This is a genomic window from Litchfieldella anticariensis FP35 = DSM 16096, assembly GCF_000409775.1.
In the GTDB taxonomy this organism is placed as follows: domain Bacteria; phylum Pseudomonadota; class Gammaproteobacteria; order Pseudomonadales; family Halomonadaceae; genus Litchfieldella; species Litchfieldella anticariensis.
On record NZ_KE332388.1, the window covers coordinates 492,960 to 517,857 of the forward strand.

Below are 24,898 nucleotides of genomic sequence, written 5' to 3' on the forward strand. Positions count from 1 at the left end.
CTCGGCATGCGCCCGGCGATGCCCCGGCTGGTGCCCCCGCCCCAGGCGCGTGGAGGACGGGCGCGAGGACGGCGACGATGACGGCTGTTTCGCTCGTGTTCCAGCGGAAATATCCGGAACATCCACTATCGGCACGCTCACGCTCTTCTGTGTCACCGGCGGCATGGCGCCCCACTGCCCCTGCGCTTGCGAGGCACCGGCGTGGCCGCCTCTAGAGGACGAGGTTTCCCTTTCGGCGCCTCCTCCCCCTTCCCCAGGGGGAGGCGGCGGCGTTCCAGGCGGCGTGGGTAGCGTCGTATGTTGAGTCGTACGGCGATGGGCCAGGACCCACGGCTCGACAGTATCCAGGTCCTCCTGGCTCACCGTATGCGCGCCCCGCCAGGCGGCATGCGCCTGCGCGGCTCGATGCCAGGTCACATCCGCCCTCAGGCCTTCGACACCGGCGGCCTCGCAACGAACCGCGATATGCTCGTAGACCCAGGGCTCGGCGGTGATCTCGACCAGCGCCAGCTGCGCTCGCCGGATACGCTGGGTCAGCGATGCCTGGACGGCCTCATGGTGCGCGACATAGGCCTCTGGATCGCGGTCGAAGGCCTCTCTCTGCTGCACGATGGCAATTCGTTCCTGGACATTCACCACCGCGTCCTGCTCGAGACACAGGCCGAAACGGTCGAGCAATTGGGGGCGCAGTTCCCCCTCATCCGGGTTCATGGTGCCAATCAGGCTGAAGCGCGCGGGATGCGTATGACTGATGCCGTCGCGCTCGACGATATTGATGCCGCTCGCCGCCACATCGAGCAGCAGGTCCACCAGGGTGTCCGGCAGCAGGTTAACCTCGTCGACATACAACACGCCGCCATCCGCCTTGGCCAGCAAGCCCTCGTGGAAGGCCGCCTCGCGCTCGGACAGCACCCGCTGAAGGTCCAGGCTGCCGGTCAAGCGATCCTCACTGGCGCCCAGCGGCAGGGTGACGAACGGCGGCCGCCGCCGCTCGGCGTCATCGGGCAGGATCGCCGCCAGCGCCCGCGCCAGGGTGGATTTTGCGCTACCCCGTGAACCGCTGATCAGTACACCGCCCACCCGGGGGTTGATGACGTTGAGCAGCAACGCGGTCTTGAGGGCATCCTGGCCGACGACGGCGGCAAAGGGGAATTCAGCCGGGGACTTCATCATGGCTGCGCGCTGTACCATTGTTCTTGAGACGCTTCAGGGCGATGACACACAGCAGTCCGGCAAGTAGCCAGAACGCCAAATTGGTGAGGCCGGATGCCCAGATGAACTCATGGTGCAGTTCGCTCAGTGCAACCACTGCCTGGGGATCCGGATTCGAGAACAGCGGGCCTTCATGTGCCGGCACCCAGGCATAGGGCACCAATAACAAGGGCAGCCCGAGCCCGCGTTTCCAGCCTCGCGCCAGGATCAGCAGGCCCAGACCGACCGCGACCATGACAACGGTGGCGAGCCACCATAGTTGGCGTGACTCGAGATCAGCGGCCGCGGCACCGGGGATTTCGGGCGGCAGGCCGAGGGACGGCGCCACGAAAACTGCGAGATAGCACAGCACCCCCACCGTCAGGCCACGACCCGCGGTCAGTGCCAGCCGGCCGCGTTCCCTGAGCTGGTTCATGACCACCAGGAGAATGGCGGTAAAACCGATCCCGGCGAAAATGTTGGAAACGGCCGTATAGAACAGACGCTCGGCACCATCGGCTGGGGCCCAGGCCTCTTCGCCATGATGATGGCCTGCGTGGCCCTCGTGTTCATGAGCGTGATGGCCTCCGGCCGAGGCATGAGGATCGTCGCTGACTTCATACTGTTCAGCGGCGAGAAGAATCGGGGTGACACCAACGGCCTGCATGGCCGTCATTGCCAGTCCCAAGACAACGCCAATCAGACAGGCGCTCAGCACCAGCGAACGGAACATCGGCTTTCCTCCAAAACGGTCTTAGGGAAACGCTGAACAAATCGACGAGCGGAGTGAAGCGCTAGGCGCACGGAGCGGAGGAACCGGAGCATATGGGGTATATACAAGGATTCCGACCGGGCTGGCGCACCAGCACCGCACAACGCAGCTATTTGCCCGCGCAGGCATTTGTGCGGTGCTTCCTCAGTGGCAAGGAAACACGAAAGAATGCCGGCTATCGTGCGCCGCGTTATGTGCTGCGTTCATCGGCAGGAAACCGACGGCATAGAGGATGAGCGCTCCGAAGAGCACGACAGCCCCCTGCTGGCAGGCAGACGAAATTTTGGAAGCGGAACGGGAAGTCCGTTGGGAAGAAGATACGGGAGTCGCAGACATGTTGGATCCTCGGTGCCCACCGCACCGTCATTGGATGGAACGAAATGACAGGCCGGTCTCCGGGCTCGAAGAGGACGCATTCAGATCGCGCCATCGCCTGCACCTTCCCGGCATATGCCGGTGGCTGTCGCAGGCTACTCTTCTATTACCGTTGCGGGGGCAGCGATGGGATTGGCTGAAAAGCCGCACCATACTTCCCGATTATCCCCTTGAAGCAGGGGCACCCGTCTCTAGTCGGATCATCCTAAAGCAATTGCTGTGAAAGGCGCAATCTGTGGGCGCGTACTCCTCAAGTCCACCATTGCTTTCCTAGTCTCGGTTCCGTTCCCAGTGCCCACGCCCCCTTTCCCGGTGCTCGCGATCCCGTTTCCAGCGATCTCGATCTGGTTCTCGGTGTTCACGATTCCGCTTCCAACTCCCTCGATCATGTTCCCAATGCTCACGATCCCGTTTCCAGTGTTCGCGATCTCGTTCATGGCGCTCATGAATCCGTTCCCAACGATCGCGTTCCCGGTCCCAATGGTCATGATTCCGGTCCCAGCGGTACCTATCATGTTCCCAATGGTCGTGATCATGATCGTAATATCGATACTCACGACGCCACTCACGATCATAGCCGTACCAGTCATCGTTGATGACGATGGCTGGCTCTGTCCTGATATGCGCCGGCTGGTAACTACAACCCGCCAGGCTCAAGATGGCGATAGCGCTGAACAATACGAAGATCAGGCGCATACGTTTCTCCGGTTGAGCCGTGATGCTTCATACTAGCAAGCGGCTTTCCCCGGGCCATGTGGCTGGATGGCGACACCTGATGGCAATAATGTGGAAGCTGGCAACCTCATGAAAGGTAACGAAGCAGTTCCTGCTATGGTTCCGGCATGCTCCGAGAACCGGAGAAAAGGGATGATCAAGGTAATTCGACTTGCAACTGCTCTAAGCGTGTGTGCCACCTTGGCTGGCTGTGTCGCCTATGCAGATGGATATACATATGGTGGTGACGAACATCGCTATGCGACACCAATACCCAAGGGACATATGCCACCTCCAGGAGAATGCCGGACCTGGTATCCGGATCGACCTGCTGGACAGCAACCTCCACCTGGGCCGTGTCATTAATAGCGCGTCGAAGTCCTTACGTGCCGTCCGCTCGCTCTCTGAGTTCATAACGCCTTTGCCGACGGAGAGACTCGATCTGTTCATCGGCCTTCTCTCTCGACCGTTCCTGATAGTAGGCCACGGCGCCAAACCCGACTGAAGTGCCGACCATATGTCCTAGCTCATGCCATTAACGCATCGTGACTGTGCTGCAGCTGACGCTGAGCCTCATCCAGCGTGTAGGTTTTGCCGCTCCAGGGCAAATGCTCGCCTGCGCGGTGGGTGTGGTACTCGACCAGGCACTGATCCTCGTCGTCCAGGATCTCGTAGCGGTGGATCTCGTCACCGAACTCGTTGCACCAATAGTCGGCGTGGATCTTATTCCAGTACATGGCGATCACCTCTGTAGGCGCATCAGCGCCAGGATGCTCCCGTTCACGACAGCGCGCTTGCCTGGTCTGATCGGCAGGCTTCACGCGGCTCCACAGCGTCTTGCTCCCGAGCGCCTCTTGACTGGTGGTGCGTACTGGCGCAAGGAGGAAGAAGCTGAGATTGAAGAATAACCACCCTGCTGTCACCCCAAAGGCAAGAACAGCCGGCGATTTCGTGGCCATTTCCAGACTGGGCCGGGCACGGTCGCCGGGTGACGAGATAAGCTTGGAGGGGCTACCAGATGCGGCCTTCCTCAAGCCCGAGAAACAATTACACACATTTTGTTACATATCAGAATAGACCAGAATGCGAGGGCATGTGCAGTCATTAGGAAAAAATAGTAGTGAGGCCATTCAATAGTGTCAGTGAGACGCGGGCTTCGAGGCCAACTCTCGGATGGAGGGAACCAATGACCGAGAGACGCCGTAGCTGTATCCGTGTCCTAGAACAGCTCGACGGGGTTGACTACAACAACATGGAAAACCGCCACTTACGGCTCATACTCTGAGAATGATGGGTCAATGCAGGTAGGAGACAACAATGGTCATCAGGCACGCTCGTCAACTCACCCGAGGAGAGATCTCTGCCATCCACGAGGGAGCGATCCTCGATTATCCTTACGTCGAAACAGAGCGCGAATCATTTTTCGAGGTGACAGAGAAACAGGTACTCGGTATCCGTCAAACCTTAGCTGACGATGAGACCGTATGGGTGAACGGGCAGCGCGTGATTGAGTTATACGACAGGCCACTGCAGCACTGAATGCTGCTGCCCTTGATCGCATAGGCTCCGTTGCTCCTTTTCTTAGGCTCGAGCCCAGAAAGAAACCATCAGGAGCGAAGAAGCCCCCGCCCCGAAATCCTGTTCTCAGAAGGATCAACCGCAGAGTCGGATCACCGAGACGGGGGAGTATATGGAGTCCCACAACAGAAGTCTCATACGAAGAGAATCAACCGCTTTTCTAGTATAGATCAGTAGTAGTCTCCTTGGTGATAATTTCGTATGTGTGTAGGCAATAGTCGTTGAGAAAACCAAGAAAAAAGGGTTAGGTGCCAGCGTGGCTCATCTCAATCCCGTGGCACTCAGAGACATCGATCTGTAACCGTTTCTGTGCGCCGACCAGGCAATCACCAGAGACCTGCGGACAGACATCATATCGTGCAGTAGTCCTCGGCCTTGTGCCTCGCTTCGATCTCGTATTCGGTACTGGGCGCAAGGATGAGCCATCGTATTGCCGTATCAGGTGGCGGATGCAGGGGATCCTCCCTGCGGGGTAAGCGAGTTCATGCTTGCGCGTTTGAGTTCACTTAGTATCGCGCCATCTCATCTTCCATATAATTATAATTATTTCTCTTAATTAGATTGGCTTGTATCTGTCAGTGCGCAACTACAGCATGTTTTGGGGATTTTCAGTCATAATGAGTTAATTTTCATTAGCCCTTTAAGATCAATGCATAGCAAACTGTTCAACAACTTCTGCGACATAAATTAACCAAGACCACATTATGTAAATGATATAAGCAACATGGTTACAAATTGTTTATAATGACTGCCACTTCCTATGCACTACACCACCGCTGCGGGATCTCACTACAGGTCGAGGAGTCAGCCATGACACCGTTACGCATTGCTACACTTGCCGTCGGCATCGCACTTCTGATGCCGATCTCAGTCCAGGCCGGATCGCTAGAGGAGGACGTCAGTGCCGCCTACACCGAATGGGACACGGCGTTCAACGAGTCCGATGCCAAGAGCCTTGCGACCTTCTATACCGAAGACACACTATTCCTGCCGGCGAGCCACGACATCATCAAGAGCCGCTCAGGGGTCGAAGAGTTCTTCGCCGGTCTGTTCGAAAATGGTGTGACCGATCACAAGCTGGAGCTGATCGAGGCCATCAGCGAGGGCGAACTGATCGTGTCGAGCGCAAAGTGGTCTGCGCAGGGGCAAGATGATGCAGGCGCAGCAGCGACCTTCAGCGGGATAGCGACGCACGTCTTCGAGAAACAGGACGACGGCAGCCTGCAGCTGAAGGTGCATACCTTCAACTAAGCGCCGCTTGAGCGCGATGGCCTGAAGGTGCTGCGGTTGACGATCGGGTCGGGTAACTAAACCTCTTGCTCATCCAGCGCGGTCTTTAGTGGGCCATTCTCCAGCGGTTGGCCCCAGCCATTTCCATGGACAAGCTCATGGATCGGCAACCGAGAGCGCCAGCCTTTGACCTCGAGCTCCGGCCGAGGAAGAAACTCGGTGACGTAACCAAGACATAGGTACGCGACTGGATATACGTCATCCGGAAGCTCGAGGGTTTCTGCCAACCTTTCCTGATCCAGAATACTCACCCAGCCCACGCCAATACCTTCGGCTCGGGCCGCAAGCCACAGGTTCTGGACCGCTAGGCAGACACTGAAAAGGTCCGTCTCCAGGATGGTGTTGCGTCCCAAGACATGAGGGCCACCACGGCTCCGATTACATGTGATGCAAAGATTGATGGGGCTCTCGAGGATACCTTCGAGCTTAAGGTGACGATAGAGATCCGCCCGCTCACCGGCGTAGTTCTCAGCGGCCTTCTGATTCTCCTGCTCGAAAATCTCTCTGACCGCCTGCCTGACCTCGAGGCTATCGATGACGATGAAATCCCATGGCTGCATGAACCCTACCGAGGGAGCGTGGTGCGCCGCCTGCAGCAGACGCGCAAGGACCTCGGGAGGGACCGGATCGGACAGAAATTGCGACCGCACATCACGCCGCTCATGGATGGCACGGTAAAGGCCGTTCCGTTCGGCTTCGGAAAAACGATTGTCGGACGTGTTCATCAAGAAATGCTGCTCGTGTTGAGAATCATCAGAAAAAATCACCCCACTTGCCTTACAGCCGAGCGATCGGCGCTTTTACATCGAGTCTCCCCAGTGTTCCAGCAAAAGGTCAATAAACAACTGAGCCGTGCTCGACAGACTATGTGAATGACTTCTGACCAGCCCGATCGTACGTTGGATTCTCGGCTCCGGCAGTTGACGGGAACAAAGAGTTTCATGGTCCGGCCCGGGCATGGTCATCTGGGGCAGGATCGCGACACCGAGCCCCGACTCGACCAAGCCAAGCGACGTGGATAGGTGCTGAACCTCATAGAAGCTGTTCAAGCGAATTCCCTCCGCGGCCAGGGAATTGTCGAGCAAGGTACGATTGCCGCTGTCGCGACTGACGGTGATTAGCCGTACTTCCTCGAGATCCGACCACTCGATGCGCTCCTTTGCTGCCAAGGGGTGGTCGGACCTGAGCGCCAGGACAAATGGATCGCGCAGCAAGGGAGTGAACGATACATCTGAACTTTGCGCACTGTACATGTTGATGCCAAAGTCCGCCTCGCCGTTGATGACACGCTCCAACCCTTCATTGGCACTGACATCTAGGATCCGGATGCGAATACCCGGCCAGGCCTCGCTGAAGACACGAATCACGCTGGGGAGAAAATAGAAGGCCGCCGTGGGCAGGCAGGCGATGGTCACAGTGCCCTTCTGATGGGTGGCCAACTCACGAATCCCCTGTATCGACGATTCGTACTCCTCGATCATGCGCCGTGCGCGAGGCAGAAAATCCGCTCCAATCGGAGTAAGGCGGGTTCGGCGAGTGGTTCGCTCCAGCAGTTCCACCTCCAGCAACTCTTCCAGTTTCTGGATCCGGCGTGTCAAAGCAGGTTGGGATAAATGCAGGCGCTGCGCCGCTTCATGGAACGTACCCAACTCAGCAACCTGGATAAATGCCTGAAGATCAAGGAACTCGAGTCTATGCAGCATGCCAGTATTCTTGCATCAAACAAGGGATATCAATAACACTAGCACATTAATCCATTTTACACATTAATTAAGCTATATATTTGCATTTGAGACATCAAACGACCACTGACATGCTGTCACCACGATCTCCCAACGTGGAATGACAAAACGATGATGAACAGCATTCCTTGCATGATCATGCGTGGTGGTACCTCGAGGGGGCCATTTCTGAGAATGAGCGATCTCCCTTCCCAGCAGGAAGAACAAGCCGAGATACTGCTCAGCCTCATGGGCTCGGGCCATGCCTTGCAGATCGATGGCATCGGCGGGGGCGATCCTCTGACAAGCAAGGTCGCCATCGTGGAGCGTTCCTCCCACCCGGAAGCCGATGTCGACTACCTGTTTGCCCAGGTCGACGTCTTCAACCGGCGTGTCGATTTCAATCCGAATTGCGGCAACATGCTGTCAGCGGTTGGCCCATATGCGATCGAGACAGGATTGGTGGGGCCTCAGGATGGCAAGACCATCGTGCGAGTTCGCAACCTGAACACACAGCGCCTCATCGAGTGCCATGTACCAACCCCCGGACGCCAAATCAGTTATGAGGGTGACACCCGTATCAGTGGTGTGCCGGGAAGCGCCGCAGGCATTCAGCTCAGTTTTCTGGATATCGTCGGTACCAAGACCGGCGCTCTGCTACCAACCGGCAAGGCCATCGACACCATCAGGGGGATTCCGGTTACCTGCCTCGACGCTGCAACGCCAATCCTGATGATTGCAGCCGAAGACCTTGGACTGGACGGAAAGGAGTCGCCCGCCGAATTGGATGGCAATACCGCCTTGCTCGAGAGACTCGAGACCATCCGGCGTCAAGCCGGCAGATATATGGGCCTGGGCGATGTCAGCCAAGGTGTATTGCCCAAGCCGGTATTGGTATCCCCTCCTCGGGATGCCACCAGCACGTTGAACACTCGTTACTTCGTTCCCCACCGCTGCCACAAGGCAATCGCCGTCACCGGCGCGATTGCCGTCGCCTCAGCGGTCAGCCTACCCGGCACTATCGCCAACCGCATTGCCATCGACGCTGGTCGCTTGGCATCGGGCAGTCCTTTGTCGCAGATCAGGCTCGAGCACCCTTCCGGATATATCGATCTCGACATCGCCCATCGTCACGGCGATCCCCATGACATTGCCCGCGTTTCCCTGATTCGCACCGCCAGAAAGATCATGAGCGGGACAATCTTTTATTCGTCCACTCGAGATGTATTGACCTCTCAGGTCGGTTGAGTGCTGCTAGCTCGACCAGGCCTTCCAACCACGACAACAAGCAAGGAGTCTCGCCATGAAACATATACAGCCGACAACGTTTCAGGCCTCTCTCGGCCGCCTCAAGAAAGCGGCCCTTCTCGGACTGGCTGTCACCGGCATCGGTCTGCTCTCTTCCACGGCATCCTTAGCACAGGAGGAGGAAGTGCCGGGGAACATCAAGTGGACCATCCCCTTTGGTGTCGGCGGCGGTACGGATGTGTGGGCACGCTTCTTCTCGCCCTGGCTCAGCAAGCAGTTGCCGGGAGAGCCGACCATCATGATCGACAACGTTCCCGGCGGTGGCTCCATCAATGGTGCCAACCTGTTCGCCGTACGCGCCAAGTCGGACGGTAGCGACTGGTTGGGTACGTCGGCCTCGACCCAGTACCCCGCCATGCTGGATGACCCCCGCGTGCGTTATGACTACAGTGAGTGGGCTCCGATCCTGGCCACACCCACGGGTGGCGTCGTCTATGCCCAACCCAACCTGGGAGAAAATGCCGAGACGGCCCTCGAGGCCATGCTGGCACAGCCGGTCAAGCTGGCAGCACAGAACCCGACCGGCGTCGAACTGCCGGTGCTGATCGCCCTAGACATGCTGGGTGCCGACGTGCAGGCCGTCTTTGGCATGCGTAGTCGGGGAGAGGGCCGTTTGGCGTTCGAGCGCGGCGAAGCCGACATCGACTTCCAGACCACTTCCGCCTACCTGAGTAATGTGACGCCGTTGGTAGAAGCCGGCAAGGCCGTGCCACTATTCTCGCTTGGGGTCCTGAACGATGAAGGGAAGATTGTCCGCGACCCAGCCTTCCCCGATTTGCCCACCTTCAACGAGGTCTATCAGGAACTCAACGGTGAGGCACCGTCGGGCAATGCCTATGAGGCATTTCGTAAATTCTTCGCCTCCGGCTATGCCCTTCAGAAGCTGATCATGGTGCCCAAAGATACCCCTCAAGCCCTGATCGATACTTACCGTCAAGCAGCTCGCGACTTCATTGATACCGATCAGTTCAAGCAGGAAGCGGCTGCACAGTTAGGCCCCTATACGCCGGTCATAGGAGACACCGTCCAGCGGCACCTCGATGACGCCATGTCCATCGATGATGCTACGCGTGAATGGCTCGCCGATTGGCTGAAATCGGAGCACGGCGCCGAGATTTGACACCACGTAGGGGGGGCGCCGGTACCCGCAAAGGCCGGCGGTCCCCAGGCTCCACTCTCCTACACAACACGAGAGCCACACGCCATGTTCGATATCCTTTTTTCCAGCCTGGGACACCTTTTCACCGTGTCCCATCTGCTCTACATGATGTTGGGGGTACTGGTTGGTCTGGTCGTCGGTATCATCCCTGGCCTGGGCGGGATTGCCGGGATGTCATTGTTGCTGCCCTTCCTGTATGGCATGGAGCCCACTGTCGCCCTGGGCATGCTGATGGGCCTTGTCGCCGTGATTCCCACCGGCGACACCTTCGCCTCGGTGCTATTGGGCATTCCCGGCTCCAGCGCCTCCCAGGCGACGGTGATCGATGGTTTTTCCCTGGCCAAACGCGGCCAGGCGGCACGGGCATTGTCCAGTGCCTTCCTGTCGTCGATGATCGGCGGCCTGATTGGTGCCATTGTCTTGACCGGCTTCATCCTGATCGCCCGCCCCCTGGTACTATCCTTTTCCTCTTCCGAGCTGTTCATGCTGACATTGCTCGGCCTGTCGATGGTGGCAGTGCTTTCGGGGCGCGACTTGTTCAAGGGGCTGGCCGCCTGCGGCCTAGGGTTATTGATCGGCGCCATCGGCATGGCTCCAGCCACTGGCGAATTTCGCCTCAATTTCGGCCTCGACTATCTCTATGACGGCCTGCCGTTGGTAGTGGTCGGCCTAGGGATTTTCGCACTACCGGAAATTATCGACCTACTGGTCAAACGCGGAGCGATTGCCAGCGAACCCTGCAAGCTTGGTGAAGGCTGGCGACAGGGGATTCGCGATGTCGGTCTGCAACGTGGACTCGTGGCGCGTTGCGCCGGCATCGGTAGCCTGATAGGTACGATTCCCGGCCTCGCCGGATCCGTGGTGGACTGGCTGACCTATGGCCATGCCGTGCAAAGTGCCAGGGACAAGTCGCAGTTCGGCCAAGGGGACATCCGCGGCGTCATCGCCCCGGAGTCCGCCAACAATGCCTGCGCTTGCGGAGCCATGGTACCGACTCTGCTGTTCGGCGTACCCGGCTCGGGCACGGCCGCGGTGTTCCTGGGTGGACTACTACTGCTCGGGTTGCAGCCTGGCGTCGGCATGATCGAGACCCATCTTGACCTAACCTATACCATCATCTGGTCGCTGGCCCTGGCCAACATTCTGGGGGCCGCGCTGTGTCTGGTGCTCGCTCGCCCGGTGGCCAGCCTGACCCGGGTACCCTTTGCCACTTTAGCGCCTTTGATCACGGTGCTGATCATGTTCGCCGCCTTCCAAGCCACCCGTGCCACAGGTGACCTGCTCGCCTTGGGGGCGGTCGGCGTATTGGGAGTCCTGTTCAAGCAGGCAAACTGGTCACGCCCAGCATTCCTGATCGGTTTCGTACTGGCCCCGGGAGCCGAGAGCTATTTCTACCAGGCGGTCCAGTTCCAGGGGGCCGATGCGTTCCAACGTCCCGGCGTGTTGACCATCGGTTCCCTTATCCTCGCGGCCCTCTTCATTCCCATGCTGCGTTCACTGTGGATCAAGCGTCGCCAGGCCTATTCGGTAGGAGCTGCATCGACGGCTCGCGCCGAGCCCCCGACCCTGGGCGCCATCGACGTGGTGCTCTTCGTCGCGCTGCTCGGCACCGCCGCCTTTGCCTGGATGGATGTTGCCGACCTGTCGTTGATCGGAGGCATCATGCCTCGCCTGGCCATTGCAATACTCGGGGTTGCCTGCCTGTTGGAGATTGCACGTTGTCTGGTGCGTCGCCCCGAGTGGCAGCATCAGCCGCTACGACAGCAGGTAGCCTGGCTGGCAGGGTTCTTCGCTCTGGTTGCGATCATGCTGACACTCGGCTTCATCACCGCGGCGACGCTGTTCTGCCTGGCGTTCCTGGTGGCCATCGCCAGGCTCAAGCCCTGGACCGCCGCTGGTATGTCGCTGGGAGTCACAGCCTTCCTGCTTGGCATGGCTCAGTTCCTTACTCTGACGTACCCAAGCGGTCTGATCGATCCTTGGCTATTTGGCTGAGTCCCCTTTTGGCAGATACGTCCTATACAGACAAGGGCTGGCACGATCTATCGTGCCAGCGGACGTATCGCGCCAGTGCCGGGTCAGGACGCCCCCAGCTGTAGATCCACCGCAGCAACCTCAGACGTGTTCATCAATAGATGCTTCTCGTGTTGATATCACTCTGGCAGAGCGTAGCCGATCACGTAATCCCCCATCTTGGTGCCAAAGGTACCATGGCCACCTGCGGTGACCACCACGTACTGTCGACCGTCGTCGCCGGTGTAGGTCATTGGCGTCGCCTGGCCGCCGGCGTCGAAATTACCATTGAAGATGACCAACTAGACAACGCCCCCAGAAGCGATTACGGTTATATCGCTTATCTTAAGCATTCTATTTAATTATATATAAGGTCATTCCGAGGGCTCATATGCAGCTTCAGTTCGAGAAGGTCACCAAGTCCTTCGGTGACTTGAATGTCATCGAGGCCTTCGACAACACCATCGCCGACGGCGAGATCGTTGCGCTGGTCGGCCCGTCGGGTTGTGGTAAGTCGACCCTTCTGCATATGGTTGCCGGGCTCCAGCAGGCCACCGGCGGTAGCGTTCGTGCCGCTGGCCAGCCAGTGGAGAAACCGGCCCCAGAGCGCACCCTGGTATTCCAGGAGCACGCCCTCTACCCCTGGATGACCTTGGAGGAGAACGTCGCCCTGGCCCTGGAATTTCAGGATCAGCCGGCCAAGGAAGCCCGTGCCAAGGCACGCCAATGGCTCAGCCGAGTCAAGCTGGGTGGTTTCGAGGGCTACTATCCCCACCAGGTCTCCGGCGGCATGCGCCAACGCTGCGCCCTGGCCCGGGCCTTCATCGCCCGCCCTAAAGTGTTGTTGCTCGATGAGCCCTTCGGCGCACTGGATGCCCTGACCCGCATGACACTGCAGAGTGTGCTCAAGGAACTGATCGAGGAGGAGCGCCCCACCGTGGTACTGGTCACCCATGACGTGGACGAGGCGCTCTATCTGGCCGACCGGGTGTTGGTGTTCAGCCAAAGACCGGCCCGGGTCCTGAAGGAATTCACCCTCGGCCACATCCCCAAGACCCATGACCTCACGGCCTTCGCCGACATCCGGTGCGAGGTGCTGGCGTTGCTTGGCATCGATACCAAAGACGATCCGGGTACTGAATCCCCTATTCCCAATAAAGGAGTCACCGCATGATCCAGCGACTGGTCACCCTCCTGCTGACCTTCGCCCTGGCCGCCCCGGCCATGGCCAACGAGACGTTCAGAGTCGGCTATGTCCGTGTGATGGACGACGCCCAGGTCATGCTGGCCCAAGAGGCAAGCCTCTACGAGAAATATGGCCTGGACGCCGAGTTGATCGAGTTCAGCTCCGGCACCGACCTGATCAAGGGCATTGTCGGTGGGCAGCTCGACATCGGCGTACTGGGCTTCTCCAATGCCTTTACCTGGGCCAGCCGTGGCGCTGACCTCAGGATCGTCGGCGGCGCCCAGCGCGGCTACCATGCCTTGCTGGCGCGAGAGGATACCGGGATCGATGACGTCTCCGACCTGGCGGGCAAGAGCCTGGCCTCTCAGAAACAGGGCAGTACCGCCGACATCGTACTCAAGGGTGTGACGCTGGCCGATGCCGGCCTTTCACCAGACGATCTCAACATCATGGGTGTCGCGCCCTCTGTGGCAGTGCAGTCGCTGGCCGGTGGCCGGGTGGACGCCGCCTTCCTTTTCGAGCCTTATTCCAGCATCGCCAAGCTACAGGCACCGGTGAAGGAGATCTACGAGATCGGCGAAGTCTGGCCCTTCCCCTGCATGGTAGTGATTACCTCCGGTGAGACCCTCGAGCAGCGGCGTGACGTACTGTGGGCCGCTATGGACGCCCAGCGCGAAGCTATCGACATGCTCGAGAACGCCCCCGAAGAGGCCGCCCCCTATATCACTCACTACTTCATCAAAGAGGACGTGATGAATAGCCGTGACCAGGGTGAGATCTCGAGTGAGGAGGTAATCGCCAGAGCCATTGCGACCAATGACTTCAGTGCCAAGCTCACCGAAGCGGACATCGAACGCATGAAGGAACTGGCCGGCATCATGCACGAGCAGGGCATCCTCGAGGACGCTGACTTCGACGTGGACGCGCTGCTCGATCTCACCTGGCAGGAAGAGCGCGGGCTGTAACCCATGAGCACCTCCACCACGACCGGCGTTGCCAGCAAGCGGGCCTATGTGCTGGCCATCGCCTTCATCCTGTTCTTCTGGCAAGTGGCCGCCTGGTTCCTGCCCAGCTTTCTGATGCCCGACGTCCATGTGGCGTTGGGCCGCCTATGGCAGGAGCTGGGAAGCATCGAATTCTATGCGGGGCTCGGCAACAGCATGGGCCGGTTGGGCGCAGGCTACGGCGCTGCCCTGGTCGCCGGTGTCGTGCTGGGGCTGGTGGGTGGCACCCTCTCAGCGGTGCGCAGCCCCCTGAAGGCGGCAATCATCATCCTTCAGTCGATCCCTTCCATCGCCTGGGTGCCCCTGTTCCTGATCCTGATGGGCTTCGGCAACATGCCGATCATCGTGGTGGTGGCCGTGGGAGCCTTCTTCCCCACCGCGCTGAGCGTGATGAATGCCACCGAGAGCGTCGAGCGGGTTCACATCGACGCCGCCCGTGTCATGGGTGCCTCGCGCCTGCAGATGCTCAAGCGGATCTACTTCCCCGCGGTCACCCCCGAATTGATCACCGGCGCACAACTCGCCTTCGGCAACGCCTGGCGGGCGCTGATCTCCGCGGAGATGATCGTCGGTTTCAGTGCCGGGCTAGGCAAATCGCTGGCCTACTCTGGCGAGATCGCCGACATGACTGGCGTGATGACCAACATCCTGGTCATCGCGGTGCTGGCGGCAGTGATCGACCAAGTGCTCCTGGAGCGAGTCAAGCACCGCCTGCTGCGCTACCAGTACCTCTAGCCGTTCATCTATTTCCCGTGCTCCAAGGCACCCCGGCCGGATGGCTGGGGTGCCCATCCCCGACCAAGGAAACAGCAGACGGTCGGGAAAATCATGCTGAGCAGCAGACTGCAGCAATCATATTAACAGGCTTATTCACCTCTATTCATGTCTTTGCTGATGGGGTCTCTGGCGATATACAGAGACAAGCTGTATCAGCGCCACCAAGCATAGGGATCGCTGACTAAAATTAGCCCTCTGACACTCTGTTTTTCATCCTGAGGGTTAGCTATTCCACTGGTCGTCCGGTTAAGGTTTGCACTGCGATTTTCCCAGTATGATGAACCCGTTACCAAGGGAATATCAGTACTGACTCGCATCACGTCACTTTCACCAACCATTAGATGAAGACGTGCACTACGCTGGTCCATGTATGATGAATCCAACGCCAGAACCGTGCCTGCCGCAAGCAAGCCAACGACGAGGGTTGCGGTCAACGTCATGAGTTTCATGGAATACCTCATTGTGTACTTGCGTTAATTGTTGCCCACCAATCACTAATCAATATTCGGCACTGTAATCAATGGGCACAAGCATGCCACCAGCCATGCCCGTCATGGTTCTTGGAGAAGAGGAGCCGCGGGAAGAAGATGAGTTTGACCGGAGGGTACAAGCCTAGGTTCTTGGCGCTTAGCCTTTTCGGCCGCCATGGATTGACGTCCGGCTTTGGCTAATTAATTATAGCTTACGACGAAAAACAAAGTGATACTTTTAAAATTATTGCGAGACTGGAATTCACCATACCAATCATGATTAGCAAAGATCCTGTGAAGTAATACCTCCACAATAGCCTGACCAGTCGAATAATGAAGCCAGCATTATACGTGCCATAAGCCACTCGAAACGGATCATTTATTTTATCATTTTTGGTTTCCAATTAACCAAAGACGCTCAAACCCACGTACTCCTCAGGCAGCGGTGTGTCTTCTGGTTTTTTCTGATCTATAACCATGAATCGATGTCTTGATTACCAAGTGCTAACACTAATTAAATCTTTGAGGCCGTATGATTGAAACAGCTCTAGGCTTTAGCGCGAACTGTTAAAGAAACGCCTTGGCTACTAACAAGAATAATTTTTATGCTCATGTTGCCCTCTAACTAATATGCGTTTCTACAGGACAAGGACGGGCACTCCTTAGGACAAGTGCCAAAATATGCCGGGCGCCATCGAGCGGTACACGGACGTTCCCCTCGTCGCAGGTTATTTCCCTCCCATCCAGGTGGGCCTGCGAGGTAACGAGATGGCGCTGAGGAGAGTTTTCCACCTGGATCGTGTAATGGGAGGAGGCGATGTCTATCGTCGCCTCGAAGCCCGGCCAGGCGGCGGGCAGACAGGGAGTGATGACCAGAAAGGCTCCCTCGCGGCGAATGCCCAGAATACCCTCGAGACCCGCCCGATACATCCACCCGGCGGAACCCGTATACCAGGTCCAGCCGCCACGCCCGACATGCGGGACGACGGAGTATACATCGGCAGCCACCACATAAGGTTCGACCCGATAACGTGCGGTCTCTTCGGGGGTGCGTGTGTGGTTGATCGGGTTGAGCAGGGCGAACAGGTCGCAAGCCTTGTCGCCCTCCCCTAGTTCGGCAAATGCCAGGACCGCCCACATCGATGCATGACTGTACTGGCCGCCATTTTCACGCAGTCCTGGCGGATAACCGCTGATATAGCCAGGATCATGCGACGGCTTGTCGAAGGGGGGCCAGAATAGCAAGGCCAACCCGGGATCGCGACGGATCAGTTCGCGCTCCAGCGAGCGCATGGCGAGCGCCGCACGCTGTGGATCAGCAGCACCGGACAACACCGCCCAGGATTGGGCAATCGAATCGATGCGGCACTCGTCGCTATCCTGAGTGCCGAGCCAGCGGCCATCATCGAAGGTCGCCCGCCGGTACCACTGGCCATCCCAGGCTTCGTGTTCAAGCGCCTCGCGTAGCGAGGCCAGATGCGCTCGCCAACGGCCGGCCCGCTTGTCCTCATGGTTGCGTTGTTCGGCGAGCGGCACGAACAGAGCCAAGGTTCGCACCAGTAGCCAACCTAGCCATACGCTTTCGCCCCTCCCGCCTTCGCCGACCCGGTTCATACCATCGTTCCAATCGCCCCCCCCGATCAGCGGCAGGCCTCTCTCGCCGGTGAGCGCCAGGCATTGGTCGAGACCGCGGGCACAGTGTTCGTATAGCGAGGCGGTTTCGTCAGCGATCATCGGCTGGAAAAAGACATCGTGTTCGCCGGGCTCCAACAATGCACCCTCGAGGAAGCCCACCGGCTCATCCAACACCTCGGCGTCACCCGAGGTGGTGACATAGACGGCGCTGGCATAAGCCAGCCAGACCCGGTCGTCAGAAATACGGGTGCGCACGCCCTGGCCGGAATGAGGAAGCCACCAGTGCTGCACGTCTCCCTCGACGAACTGACGAGAGGCGGCACGCAACAGATGGTGTCGCGTCGTCTCGGGATTGGCGAAGGTCAGGGCCATACCATCCTGCAATTGATCGCGGAACCCATAAGCACCGCTGGCCTGGTAGAACGCAGAACGTGCCGTGATGCGGCAGGCCATTGTCTGGTATAGCAGCCAGCCATTGAGCATGATGTCCATGGCGCGGTCAGGCGTGGAAACCTGCACCGCGCCAAGTTGCCTCTCCCAGTATTCCGTGACCGCTGCGAACTCGGCGTCAAGATCAGCCCTGCGATAGAGAGCGATGAGGTCTCTGGCCTCAGCGGTGCTGTGGCACTGGCCAATGAACGCGACGACCTCTACTGTCTCATCGACTGCCAGTTCAACGATACCTTGCAGGGCTGAGCAAGGATCCAGACCCGCCCCTGTGGTCCCGGATAGCGGGGCTCGTGTGCGCAGGCAAGCGGGCGATGCATGGCTGCCGCCGTGGCCGAGAAATTCACCACGATCCGCTGTCCAGGACGTTTGCAGGCCGCCCAGGTCGGCAAAGGCGACACGCCCGGGAAATGTGATATTCCAAGGGTTGTGTGCCAACATCGCACCGCTGGTCTCATCCCTTCGGGTGATGAGGAACGGGCCCGACGCACTACGTGATGTGCCCAGTGTCCATTCCACGTAGGCGGTGATGGACAGCCGGCGGGGCCGTCCCGAACGGTTTCTGAGGGTCAGGCGAGAGATCCGGATGGGGTCGTCGAGAGGCACGAAGTGCAGCAGCTCGAGTGCGATGCCGTGTGCCTCGTGCTCGAACTGGCTATAACCAAAGCCATGCCGGGACAGGTAACGGCCTTCATCACGCACGGGCAGTGCTGTCGCCGTCCACACCGCCAGGGTCTCTTCATCGCGAACGTAAATCGCCTCGCCGCAGGGATCCACGACCGGGTCGTTAAACCATGGCGTTAGCTGGTTTTCGCGACTGTTGTCGGCCCATAGGTAGCCCGTGCCCTCCGCCGAGACTTGAAAACCGAAGCCGGCGTTGGCAATCACATTGATCCAGGGAGCCGGCGTGGAGCGCCCGGCTTCGAGAATCGTCACGTATTCTCGGCCCTGCTTGTCGAAGCCGCCCAGCCCGTTGAAGAACTCGAGATTCGGTGCTGCGTGTGGGACGGTTTGCAAGGTGGGTGTCACGGACGGCGGCGCAACCATGGTCTCTTCGTTCGGCAAAGTACGCTGATGGCTAGGCGGGATAAGGGCGATCTGATCGGCGATTGGCCCTCGGTGTGCCATCAAGGCCACCCTGGCAACGGATTGCAGTAGAGCGCGGACTTCTAGGCTTATCAGCTCAGCACGTAGCGTGATGACCGAGCCTTGGGCATGGCCTTCCTGGAAGCGTGGTCGCGACTGGCTGCTGAGTACCGCGGTCTCGATGGCTTGTTGAAGGTCCTGCACATAGGATGACGCACGCTCGTTGACGATCACCAGATCGACGTCAAGACGTTTCATGCGCCAGTACTCATGCGCGCGCAGCAACTGGCGTACCTGGGCCAGGTCATCGGTCGAATCGACACGCAGGAGTACGATCGGCAAATCGCCGGAAACCGCATGTGGCCACAGGCCCGTTTGCGGCCCCGCACCGCGCTCGATGGCTTCGGGTGGTGCCCTGAAGCGTGGATCGGCATACAGGATCGGCGCGGCCAGGCGCTGGAAATCCGCCGCTTCCTCGGGTTTGACGTCGAGATGTCGAAGCTGCACCTGAGCTTGGGTCCAGGCCAACGTTCTGGCCCGATCGAAGGCACTACGGTCGTGATGCTTGTCGATCAGATCCACGAGCGCTTCGCGTGACGATGCCACTACGGTCCAGAAGGCAATGCGCGCGACCTTGCCGGGGGCTATCTGGATACGCTGCCTCAGCGAAAAGATCGGGTCGAGTACCGTGCCGACCGTATTCGACAATGGCTGGCCATCGACAAGGGTGTCTGCGCTCGTGACCGTTCGCCCCCGGCCGATGAAGCGGGCCCGGTCGGTCTCGTATTGCGCTTCGGCCAAGGCTTCGCCTTCCACCACGGCGAAGTGGGCAGCCCAGACCTGCGCTTCGTCTGGCCCCCGCAGGCGGCGGGTGGCGATCAGCGCATTGAATGCCTCGAGATACTCGGTAACGACGAACATCTTCGCGAATGTCGGATGTGCATTGTCGGTGGCCGGTGTGGTCAGCACCAGCTCCGAATAGGAGGTAATCTCGATATCTCGCGCCCGGCGCCCGCTGTTGGTCAACGAGACGCGCCGCACTTCGCTGTCGTCTTCGCCCGAGACAAGAACGTCCAGGTGGGTGGTAAGGTCACCATGGCGATGACTGAATCGCGCGTAATCCTCGGCAAAGACCACGTCGTTGCTGTCATCCACGTGTCCGTTTTCTCGACCCAACGTTTGCCCCGTGGCTGACCAGACGTCGGCATTTCGTATATCGCGCAGGAAGATGAAGCTACCCCAGTGATCGCGGGTCACATCTTCTTGCCAGCGGCTGATGGCGATATGCCGCCAACGGCTGTATCCACTTCCCGTCGCCGTCAACATGACCGAGTAGCGTCCATTCGACAGCAGATGGGTCACCGGAGCGCCCTGGGCTGTCGTTGAGACGCGGCGAATCGTATGTGCCTCGTTGACGTTTTTACTCGGCGCCGACTTCACTTCCTCGGCGCGGGGATGAGCAATCGCCACGTCACGTGGTATGCGTTCCTGCAACAGCAGTTCGCTGGCCTGAATGATCGGTTCACGGTGGAAGCGTGCGCGCATCTGGCCGTGGTGCAGGGTGTTGGCGATCGCCACGATGGTCATGCCCTGGTGGTGGGCCATGAAGCTGCGCACGATGGCGACATTTTCACCCGTAGGTAACCGCGTGCGGGTGAAGTCGAGCGCTTCATAGAAACCGTAGCGCCCCAGCGCGCCCATGCCGGTGAGGCGGGCGAAGTTGCGGCACGCTCCCCGAGGATCGACCATCGTTGCCAGGCCCGTCGCATACGGGGCAACCACCAGATCGGCAGATAGCCCGCGCTTCAGCCCCAGGCCGGGCACACCGAAGTTGGAATACTGATAGGTGAATTCCATGTCGCGTGCATTGTAGGCGGATTCGGAGAGGCCCCAGGGGACACCCAGCGACGTGGCATACGCCGTTTGACGCTTGACCACCAGGCGATTGCTTTGCTCGAGCAGACTGCCCGCGGGAGCGCGCATCACCAGCGACGGCATCAGGTATTCAAACATCGACCCGGACCAGGAAATCAGCGCCGAACCGTGGTCCAGCGGAGTGGCCGTACGCCCGAGCCGGAACCAGTGCCGCGTCGGCACATCCCCCTTGGCAATCGCCAACAGGCTGGCAAGCCGCGCTTCGGAAGCGAGCAGATCGTAGCAACTGATGTCGAGACTGTTCTCGTCCGGCGAATAGCCGATCGACAGCAGTTGACGCTCGGGGTCGAGTAGAAAGGCGAAATCCATCGCCAGTGCCATGCTTCGTGCTGTGTCGGCGAGTTGCCTGAAGCGTGCCAGGAGTCGAGCACGCGGTGTCGCCTTGCCGATCCGTTTTCGGTCGTGGCAATGTTCGGCCACCGACTGGCGCAAGGCCCCAATCCAGAACAATAGCTCTGCGATCCGCGGGTCTGCGTCCCCTCGTAAGGCGTCATGGGCCATGCGTGTGGTGTGATCGATGAGCTGTTTCAGTGCTGGCAACCACGCCACGAACATCGGATCGCCCTTCAAGTGGGCCTCGATCTCGTCAAAGCGTGCCGCGAGCAACGCTGTACTCTCGCCATGAGCCGTGGGCACCGCCTGGAGTGCTTCACGCGTTAGACGCAGGTTATCCCCGATGCCGGGGCGAGGGTCGGGCAGCAGTTCAGTCTCCAGCCATGTTTCACAGGCATTGGCAACAACGATCAAGTGGCCCGCGAGGTTGCCGCTGTCGACGGAGGAGACATACCTCGGGGCCAGCGGGCGTAGATCCCGGGTGGAGTACCAGTTGAAGAAATGGCCCCGGTAGCGCGGTAGCGTCTGCATGACGCTGAGCGTGGTCTCAAGGCGTTCGACGGCACTCAGAACTCCTGTCCAACCAAAATCGCGAGCGGCCAGGGTCGACAGAAGATAGAGCCCCATGTTCGTGGGGGAAGTGCGCGAGGCGATAGCCGAGTGTGGCTCTTCTTGAAAATTGTCAGGCGGCAGCATGTTCTCGGCAGGAGTCACAAAGGTCTCGAAGAACCGCCAGGTGCGCCGTGCGATCAGGCGCAACTCACGTGCCTCCGACATCGAAATGGCGTGCCGCGGTGCGATGCTCTGCGAACGGCTGAGCCAGTGGGCAATAGCCGGAGCAGCCAACCATAGCAGTACCATGGGCAGCGCCAAGGGCCACACCCCAGGTGCATAGGCCACTGCCCCCAGTGAGACCGCCAGCCCCAGCGTGGTACCCGGCGCCATGCCCCGATAAAAGCCCGCCAGTGTTTGGCGCGGCCTCCCCATGGACTGGGCGGCTGTCGTCCACTCAAGCAGATGCCGACGCGTCACCAGTAACCGTGCCAGGGTTCTAAGGATGGCATCCAGCATGCGCCAGGCCTGGTCGGGTAGGAAGGCAACCAACAACAGACTCTGGATAGACGCAAGCTTCAGCTCGGCGAACCCTCTGTTGAAATGATGACGTAAATTCACTCCCGCTTTAGGCGGCATGAAGGATGTCAACAGAGGGATAAACGGTGGTGCGGCGATGACGGTGAAGACGAACAGCGTACCCACGATGGCGGCCGGCAAAGGCAATAGCCAACTGACGGCGAGGCTTGCCAGCAGTAACGGGGCTAGTAACGAGCGGCGCAGATTGTCCATCATCTTCAAGCGCCCGATCAAGGGCATCGCTCGCCCGACGATCCAAGGCAGCAATTGCCAGTCGCCTCGCGTCCAGCGATGTTGACGCTTGCCTGCGACATCGTAGCGGGAAGGGAAATCCTCGATGACTTCGATATCCGAGGCTAGGCCGGCGCGTGCGAAGACCCCTTCAAAAAGGTCGTGGCTGAGAACGCTATTCTCCGGTACACGTCCGCAGAGCGAGGCCTCGAACGCATCGATATCGTAGATGCCCTTGCCGGCAAAAGAGCCCTCGCCGAGCAGATCCTGATAGAGATCCGATACGGCGGCTGCATAAGGGTCGATACCACCCGGCGCGGAGAAAAGCCGTTGATAGACAGAGCCTTCACGGCCAAGCGGTAACGACGGCGTGACGCGTGGCTGGAGAATGGCGTAACCGTCAACAACGCGCTGCCGGATGTTATCGAACCGTGGTTTATTGAGTGGATGCGCCATCTTACCGATCAGCTGGCTGGCCGATCCCCTGGGCAGTCGCGTATCGGCATCAAGCGTAATGACGTACCGTATATCGCTTGGCAGGGCGGGCACATCCAGAAAAGTGGTATCGCTGGCCCCGCGGAGTATGCGGTTGAGTTCATGCAGCTTGCCGCGTTTACGCTCCCATCCCATCCAGCAGTTTTCACTGCTGTTGAAGACTCGGCGTCGGTGCAGCAAGAAGAAACGTTCGCCATTGTCGCCCGATGTCGCGCCATAGCGGCGATTGAGTTGGCCGATCGCCTCGCCGGCGACAGCCAGCAAGGCAGCGTCGCCAGGTAATTCGGCGCGGTCGGCGTCGACCCCATCGGTCAGCAGGGCATATACGATAGCGCCGCCACCGCTGGCCAAGTGGTGGACTTCCAATCGTTCGATCTGCTCTCGCAGCTCGGTTTCGCTGGTCAAAAGTGTCGGCACGGCGATGAGCGTACGCAGCGAGGGCGGAACGCCTTCGGACAGATCGAGGCTCGGTAGGGGCTGTGCCCCGACGCTACGAATGATAATGCGATTGACCAGTAAGGTGGCTACCTCGGTCGCCGGTAATACACCAAGCAAAACCAGTAGTGTCAGCCAGCCTTGGGGGAATTCGCCAAAGGAAAGCGACAGCATCCATAACGTCCCTGACGCCAGCGACAGTAATCCCATAGTGATGAGTGCAATCACTCCGACATAACCGTTCATGCCGTAATCAAGGAAGACCTGGCGCAGTCGCTGAGTCGGCGAGGGGCGAAAGCCGATGGCTTGCTCCAGTACACGTCGCCCTGCCGCGATCAGAAAATAACCGGGGTCGCCGACGCGTGCTGCCTCGACAGGATCGTCAGTGCTTGCCATCGCCTCTCGTGAAGCGGCCAGAGCGTACTCGACCACCTCCAGTTCCTCGCGCGCCGAGCCCCGGGCCAGTTGCTCGGTGGCGCTACGGTAGCGATTGCGGGTAGGGAAATCCATGGCATCGAAGATGCTGGTTTCACGCAACCGCGCATCCACCAAACTTACGCTTTCGAACAGCTCTGCCCAATCGATACTCGATACCAACCTCATGCTGGTGATGATGTTACGCACGGTGACGTTGGCGGCGCCCTGCCGCTGCTGGGCATGCTGTACTACGTCGTCGATGGAATTGCCCTGGGAGCTGAGCTGTTCTTCCAGCCAACCGAGTATCGGGTTTGTTCTAGGGTCCAGGTCTCGCAAGCGCTTGGCGAGTTGGGCGGCGAAGGGTTCCGACAGGGGGTCAGCGCTGTGCGAGAAAGAGGCGGTTTCCAGCGTGGTGCGCTGGCCCTCGGGGATGGCCCACCGAGTGGCCATGGCATCAGCATCGTTTCGCGCCGCTTGTTCGCTGATGATTTGATCGGCGAGTCGGCGCAGGTTCTCGACGAGTACAATGCGCAGAGTGATTGCCACCGCCCACAGCTCGCCGATTGTCAGCGGTTGCACGCGTTGATAGGCGGCAATGAAACCCCGTAGGGTATCGGGGTCGAGATGACTGTCGGTATGCGCGACAAACGCCCAGGCCAGGCCGAAGACACGAGGATAGCCGGCAAAAGGCCCCGTAGCCAGTTTCGGTAGCTGTCGATAGTAGCCAGGAGGCAGGTCGCCGCGGATCTCGCGGATCTGCGCTTCAATGAGATGGTAATTGTCGAGCAGCCAAGCCGCAGCCGGCACGACATCGCGACCATCAGCCAGTTCCGCGGCACTCGCCCGGTAGGCAGCCAACAAGACCTTGGCATTATCGTCGAGCCGCCGCGCCAACGGCATGACCTTGGGGGGCGTTTTAGTGACGCATTGTGCCTGCGCCAGGCTGCCAGCGTGCTGTTCGAGCCGTTCTACGCTGAACAGTTCCTCCCTCACCGGGGCCGCAGAGTTCCAAGGCGGCGACGATGAGTGATACCCACGCAAATAACGGAGCAATACATCCACAAGCCACTATCCCGGTCGATGCGCTATACCCTGCTGGGCAAGCGATAATTCGTAACCGGGAGTCTGAGCGAGACTCGCATCATTGTCGGTTCGCTATCGCACAGTACGGCCAGTTTGGAGAATCCCGAAGAGA

The 24,898-nt window shown here is 59.4% G+C and carries 18 protein-coding genes, 1 pseudogene and 1 riboswitch; of the genes and pseudogenes, 8 read left to right on the forward strand and 11 right to left on the reverse strand.

The window, feature by feature from the left end:
- The 5 genes from L861_RS09240 to L861_RS09260 form a co-directional block, all read right to left on the reverse strand.
- Positions 1–1,173 (reverse strand): magnesium chelatase ATPase subunit I (locus L861_RS09240; protein ID WP_081645814.1); only part of this gene is annotated, 1,173 nt, incomplete at its 3' end.
- Complete coding sequence (locus L861_RS09245) at positions 1,154–1,924, reverse strand: CbtA family protein (RefSeq protein WP_016416807.1); 771 nt, start codon at positions 1,922–1,924, stop codon at positions 1,154–1,156. The genes L861_RS09245 and L861_RS09240, both read right to left, overlap by 20 nt.
- Before the next feature lie 183 nt (positions 1,925–2,107).
- Positions 2,108–2,299 carry a CbtB domain-containing protein gene (locus L861_RS24105; RefSeq protein ID WP_144062996.1) on the reverse strand — a complete coding sequence of 64 codons (192 nt, stop codon included), beginning with the start codon at positions 2,297–2,299 and terminating at the stop codon, positions 2,108–2,110.
- Between the two features lie 33 nt (positions 2,300–2,332).
- Positions 2,333–2,542, reverse strand: a riboswitch (cobalamin riboswitch).
- Positions 2,539–2,895 carry a hypothetical protein gene (locus L861_RS09250; protein ID WP_144062997.1) on the reverse strand — a complete coding sequence of 119 codons (357 nt, stop codon included), beginning with the start codon at positions 2,893–2,895 and terminating at the stop codon, positions 2,539–2,541. It overlaps the preceding riboswitch by 4 nt.
- A gap of 684 nt (positions 2,896–3,579) precedes the next feature.
- Complete coding sequence (locus L861_RS09260) at positions 3,580–3,873, reverse strand: hypothetical protein (RefSeq protein WP_144062999.1); 294 nt, start codon at positions 3,871–3,873, stop codon at positions 3,580–3,582.
- Between the two features lie 496 nt (positions 3,874–4,369).
- On the opposite strand from L861_RS09260, the gene L861_RS09265 reads away from it, so the two are divergent.
- Both L861_RS09265 and L861_RS09270 read left to right on the forward strand, forming a co-directional pair.
- On the forward strand, positions 4,370–4,591 hold the full coding sequence (locus tag L861_RS09265) for a hypothetical protein (protein WP_016416812.1): 222 nt from the start codon (positions 4,370–4,372) through the stop codon (positions 4,589–4,591).
- Between the two features lie 849 nt (positions 4,592–5,440).
- Positions 5,441–5,881 carry a YybH family protein gene (locus tag L861_RS09270; protein ID WP_016416813.1) on the forward strand — a complete coding sequence of 147 codons (441 nt, stop codon included), beginning with the start codon at positions 5,441–5,443 and terminating at the stop codon, positions 5,879–5,881.
- Between the two features lie 56 nt (positions 5,882–5,937).
- Here the strand turns inward: L861_RS09270 and bluB are convergent, their stop codons facing one another.
- Together bluB and L861_RS09280 are read right to left on the reverse strand one after the other, a co-directional pair.
- The gene (gene bluB / locus L861_RS09275; protein WP_016416814.1) at positions 5,938–6,645 is read right to left on the reverse strand and encodes a 5,6-dimethylbenzimidazole synthase; all 708 of its coding nucleotides are present in this window, start codon (positions 6,643–6,645) and stop codon (positions 5,938–5,940) included.
- Between the two features lie 75 nt (positions 6,646–6,720).
- Complete coding sequence (locus L861_RS09280; RefSeq protein ID WP_016416815.1) at positions 6,721–7,623, reverse strand: LysR family transcriptional regulator; 903 nt, start codon at positions 7,621–7,623, stop codon at positions 6,721–6,723.
- 153 nt (positions 7,624–7,776) lie between these two features.
- Here L861_RS09280 and L861_RS09285 point away from each other — a divergent pair, with 153 nt between their 5' ends.
- From L861_RS09285 to L861_RS09295, 3 genes are all read left to right on the forward strand, one after another.
- Positions 7,777–8,889 (forward strand): 4-oxalomesaconate tautomerase, encoded by a 1,113-nt coding sequence (locus L861_RS09285; RefSeq protein ID WP_027947953.1) that lies wholly within the window; start codon positions 7,777–7,779, stop codon positions 8,887–8,889.
- A 55-nt stretch (positions 8,890–8,944) separates the two neighbouring features.
- Positions 8,945–10,069: a Bug family tripartite tricarboxylate transporter substrate binding protein gene (locus tag L861_RS09290; RefSeq protein ID WP_016416817.1), complete on the forward strand. Its 1,125-nt coding sequence runs from the start codon at positions 8,945–8,947 to the stop codon at positions 10,067–10,069.
- A gap of 84 nt (positions 10,070–10,153) precedes the next feature.
- The gene (locus L861_RS09295; protein WP_016416818.1) at positions 10,154–12,103 is read left to right on the forward strand and encodes a tripartite tricarboxylate transporter permease; all 1,950 of its coding nucleotides are present in this window, start codon (positions 10,154–10,156) and stop codon (positions 12,101–12,103) included.
- On the opposite strand, the pseudogene L861_RS25300 reads toward L861_RS09295, so the two are convergent.
- Together L861_RS25300 and L861_RS24685 are read right to left on the reverse strand one after the other, a co-directional pair.
- A pseudogene (locus L861_RS25300) lies at positions 12,092–12,199 on the reverse strand (hypothetical protein); the annotation flags it as partial. The gene L861_RS09295 and the pseudogene L861_RS25300 sit on opposite strands and share 12 nt — an antisense overlap.
- Before the next feature lie 62 nt (positions 12,200–12,261).
- Positions 12,262–12,423: a hypothetical protein gene (locus L861_RS24685; protein ID WP_154658836.1), complete on the reverse strand. Its 162-nt coding sequence runs from the start codon at positions 12,421–12,423 to the stop codon at positions 12,262–12,264.
- Between the two features lie 89 nt (positions 12,424–12,512).
- Here L861_RS24685 and L861_RS09300 point away from each other — a divergent pair, with 89 nt between their 5' ends.
- The 3 genes from L861_RS09300 to L861_RS09310 are packed head-to-tail and all read left to right on the forward strand — an operon-like array spanning position 12,513 to position 15,046.
- Positions 12,513–13,295, forward strand: coding sequence for an ABC transporter ATP-binding protein (locus L861_RS09300; RefSeq protein WP_016416820.1), 783 nt, complete (start codon positions 12,513–12,515; stop codon positions 13,293–13,295).
- Entirely contained in the window at positions 13,292–14,272 is a 981-nt protein-coding gene (locus L861_RS09305) for an ABC transporter substrate-binding protein (protein WP_016416821.1), read from the forward strand. The genes L861_RS09300 and L861_RS09305 overlap by 4 nt, the downstream gene beginning before the upstream one ends.
- Positions 14,273–14,275: 3 nt before the next feature.
- The gene (locus L861_RS09310) at positions 14,276–15,046 is read left to right on the forward strand and encodes an ABC transporter permease (RefSeq protein WP_016416822.1); all 771 of its coding nucleotides are present in this window, start codon (positions 14,276–14,278) and stop codon (positions 15,044–15,046) included.
- Between the two features lie 194 nt (positions 15,047–15,240).
- Here the strand turns inward: L861_RS09310 and L861_RS09315 are convergent, their stop codons facing one another.
- Together L861_RS09315 and L861_RS09320 are read right to left on the reverse strand one after the other, a co-directional pair.
- A complete protein-coding gene (locus tag L861_RS09315; RefSeq protein ID WP_016416823.1) occupies positions 15,241–15,537 on the reverse strand; it encodes a hypothetical protein in 297 nt (98 codons plus the stop codon).
- A 642-nt stretch (positions 15,538–16,179) separates the two neighbouring features.
- Positions 16,180–24,765 (reverse strand): glycoside hydrolase family 94 protein, encoded by an 8,586-nt coding sequence (locus tag L861_RS09320; protein ID WP_021029154.1) that lies wholly within the window; start codon positions 24,763–24,765, stop codon positions 16,180–16,182.
- Positions 24,766–24,898 lie beyond the last annotated feature (133 nt).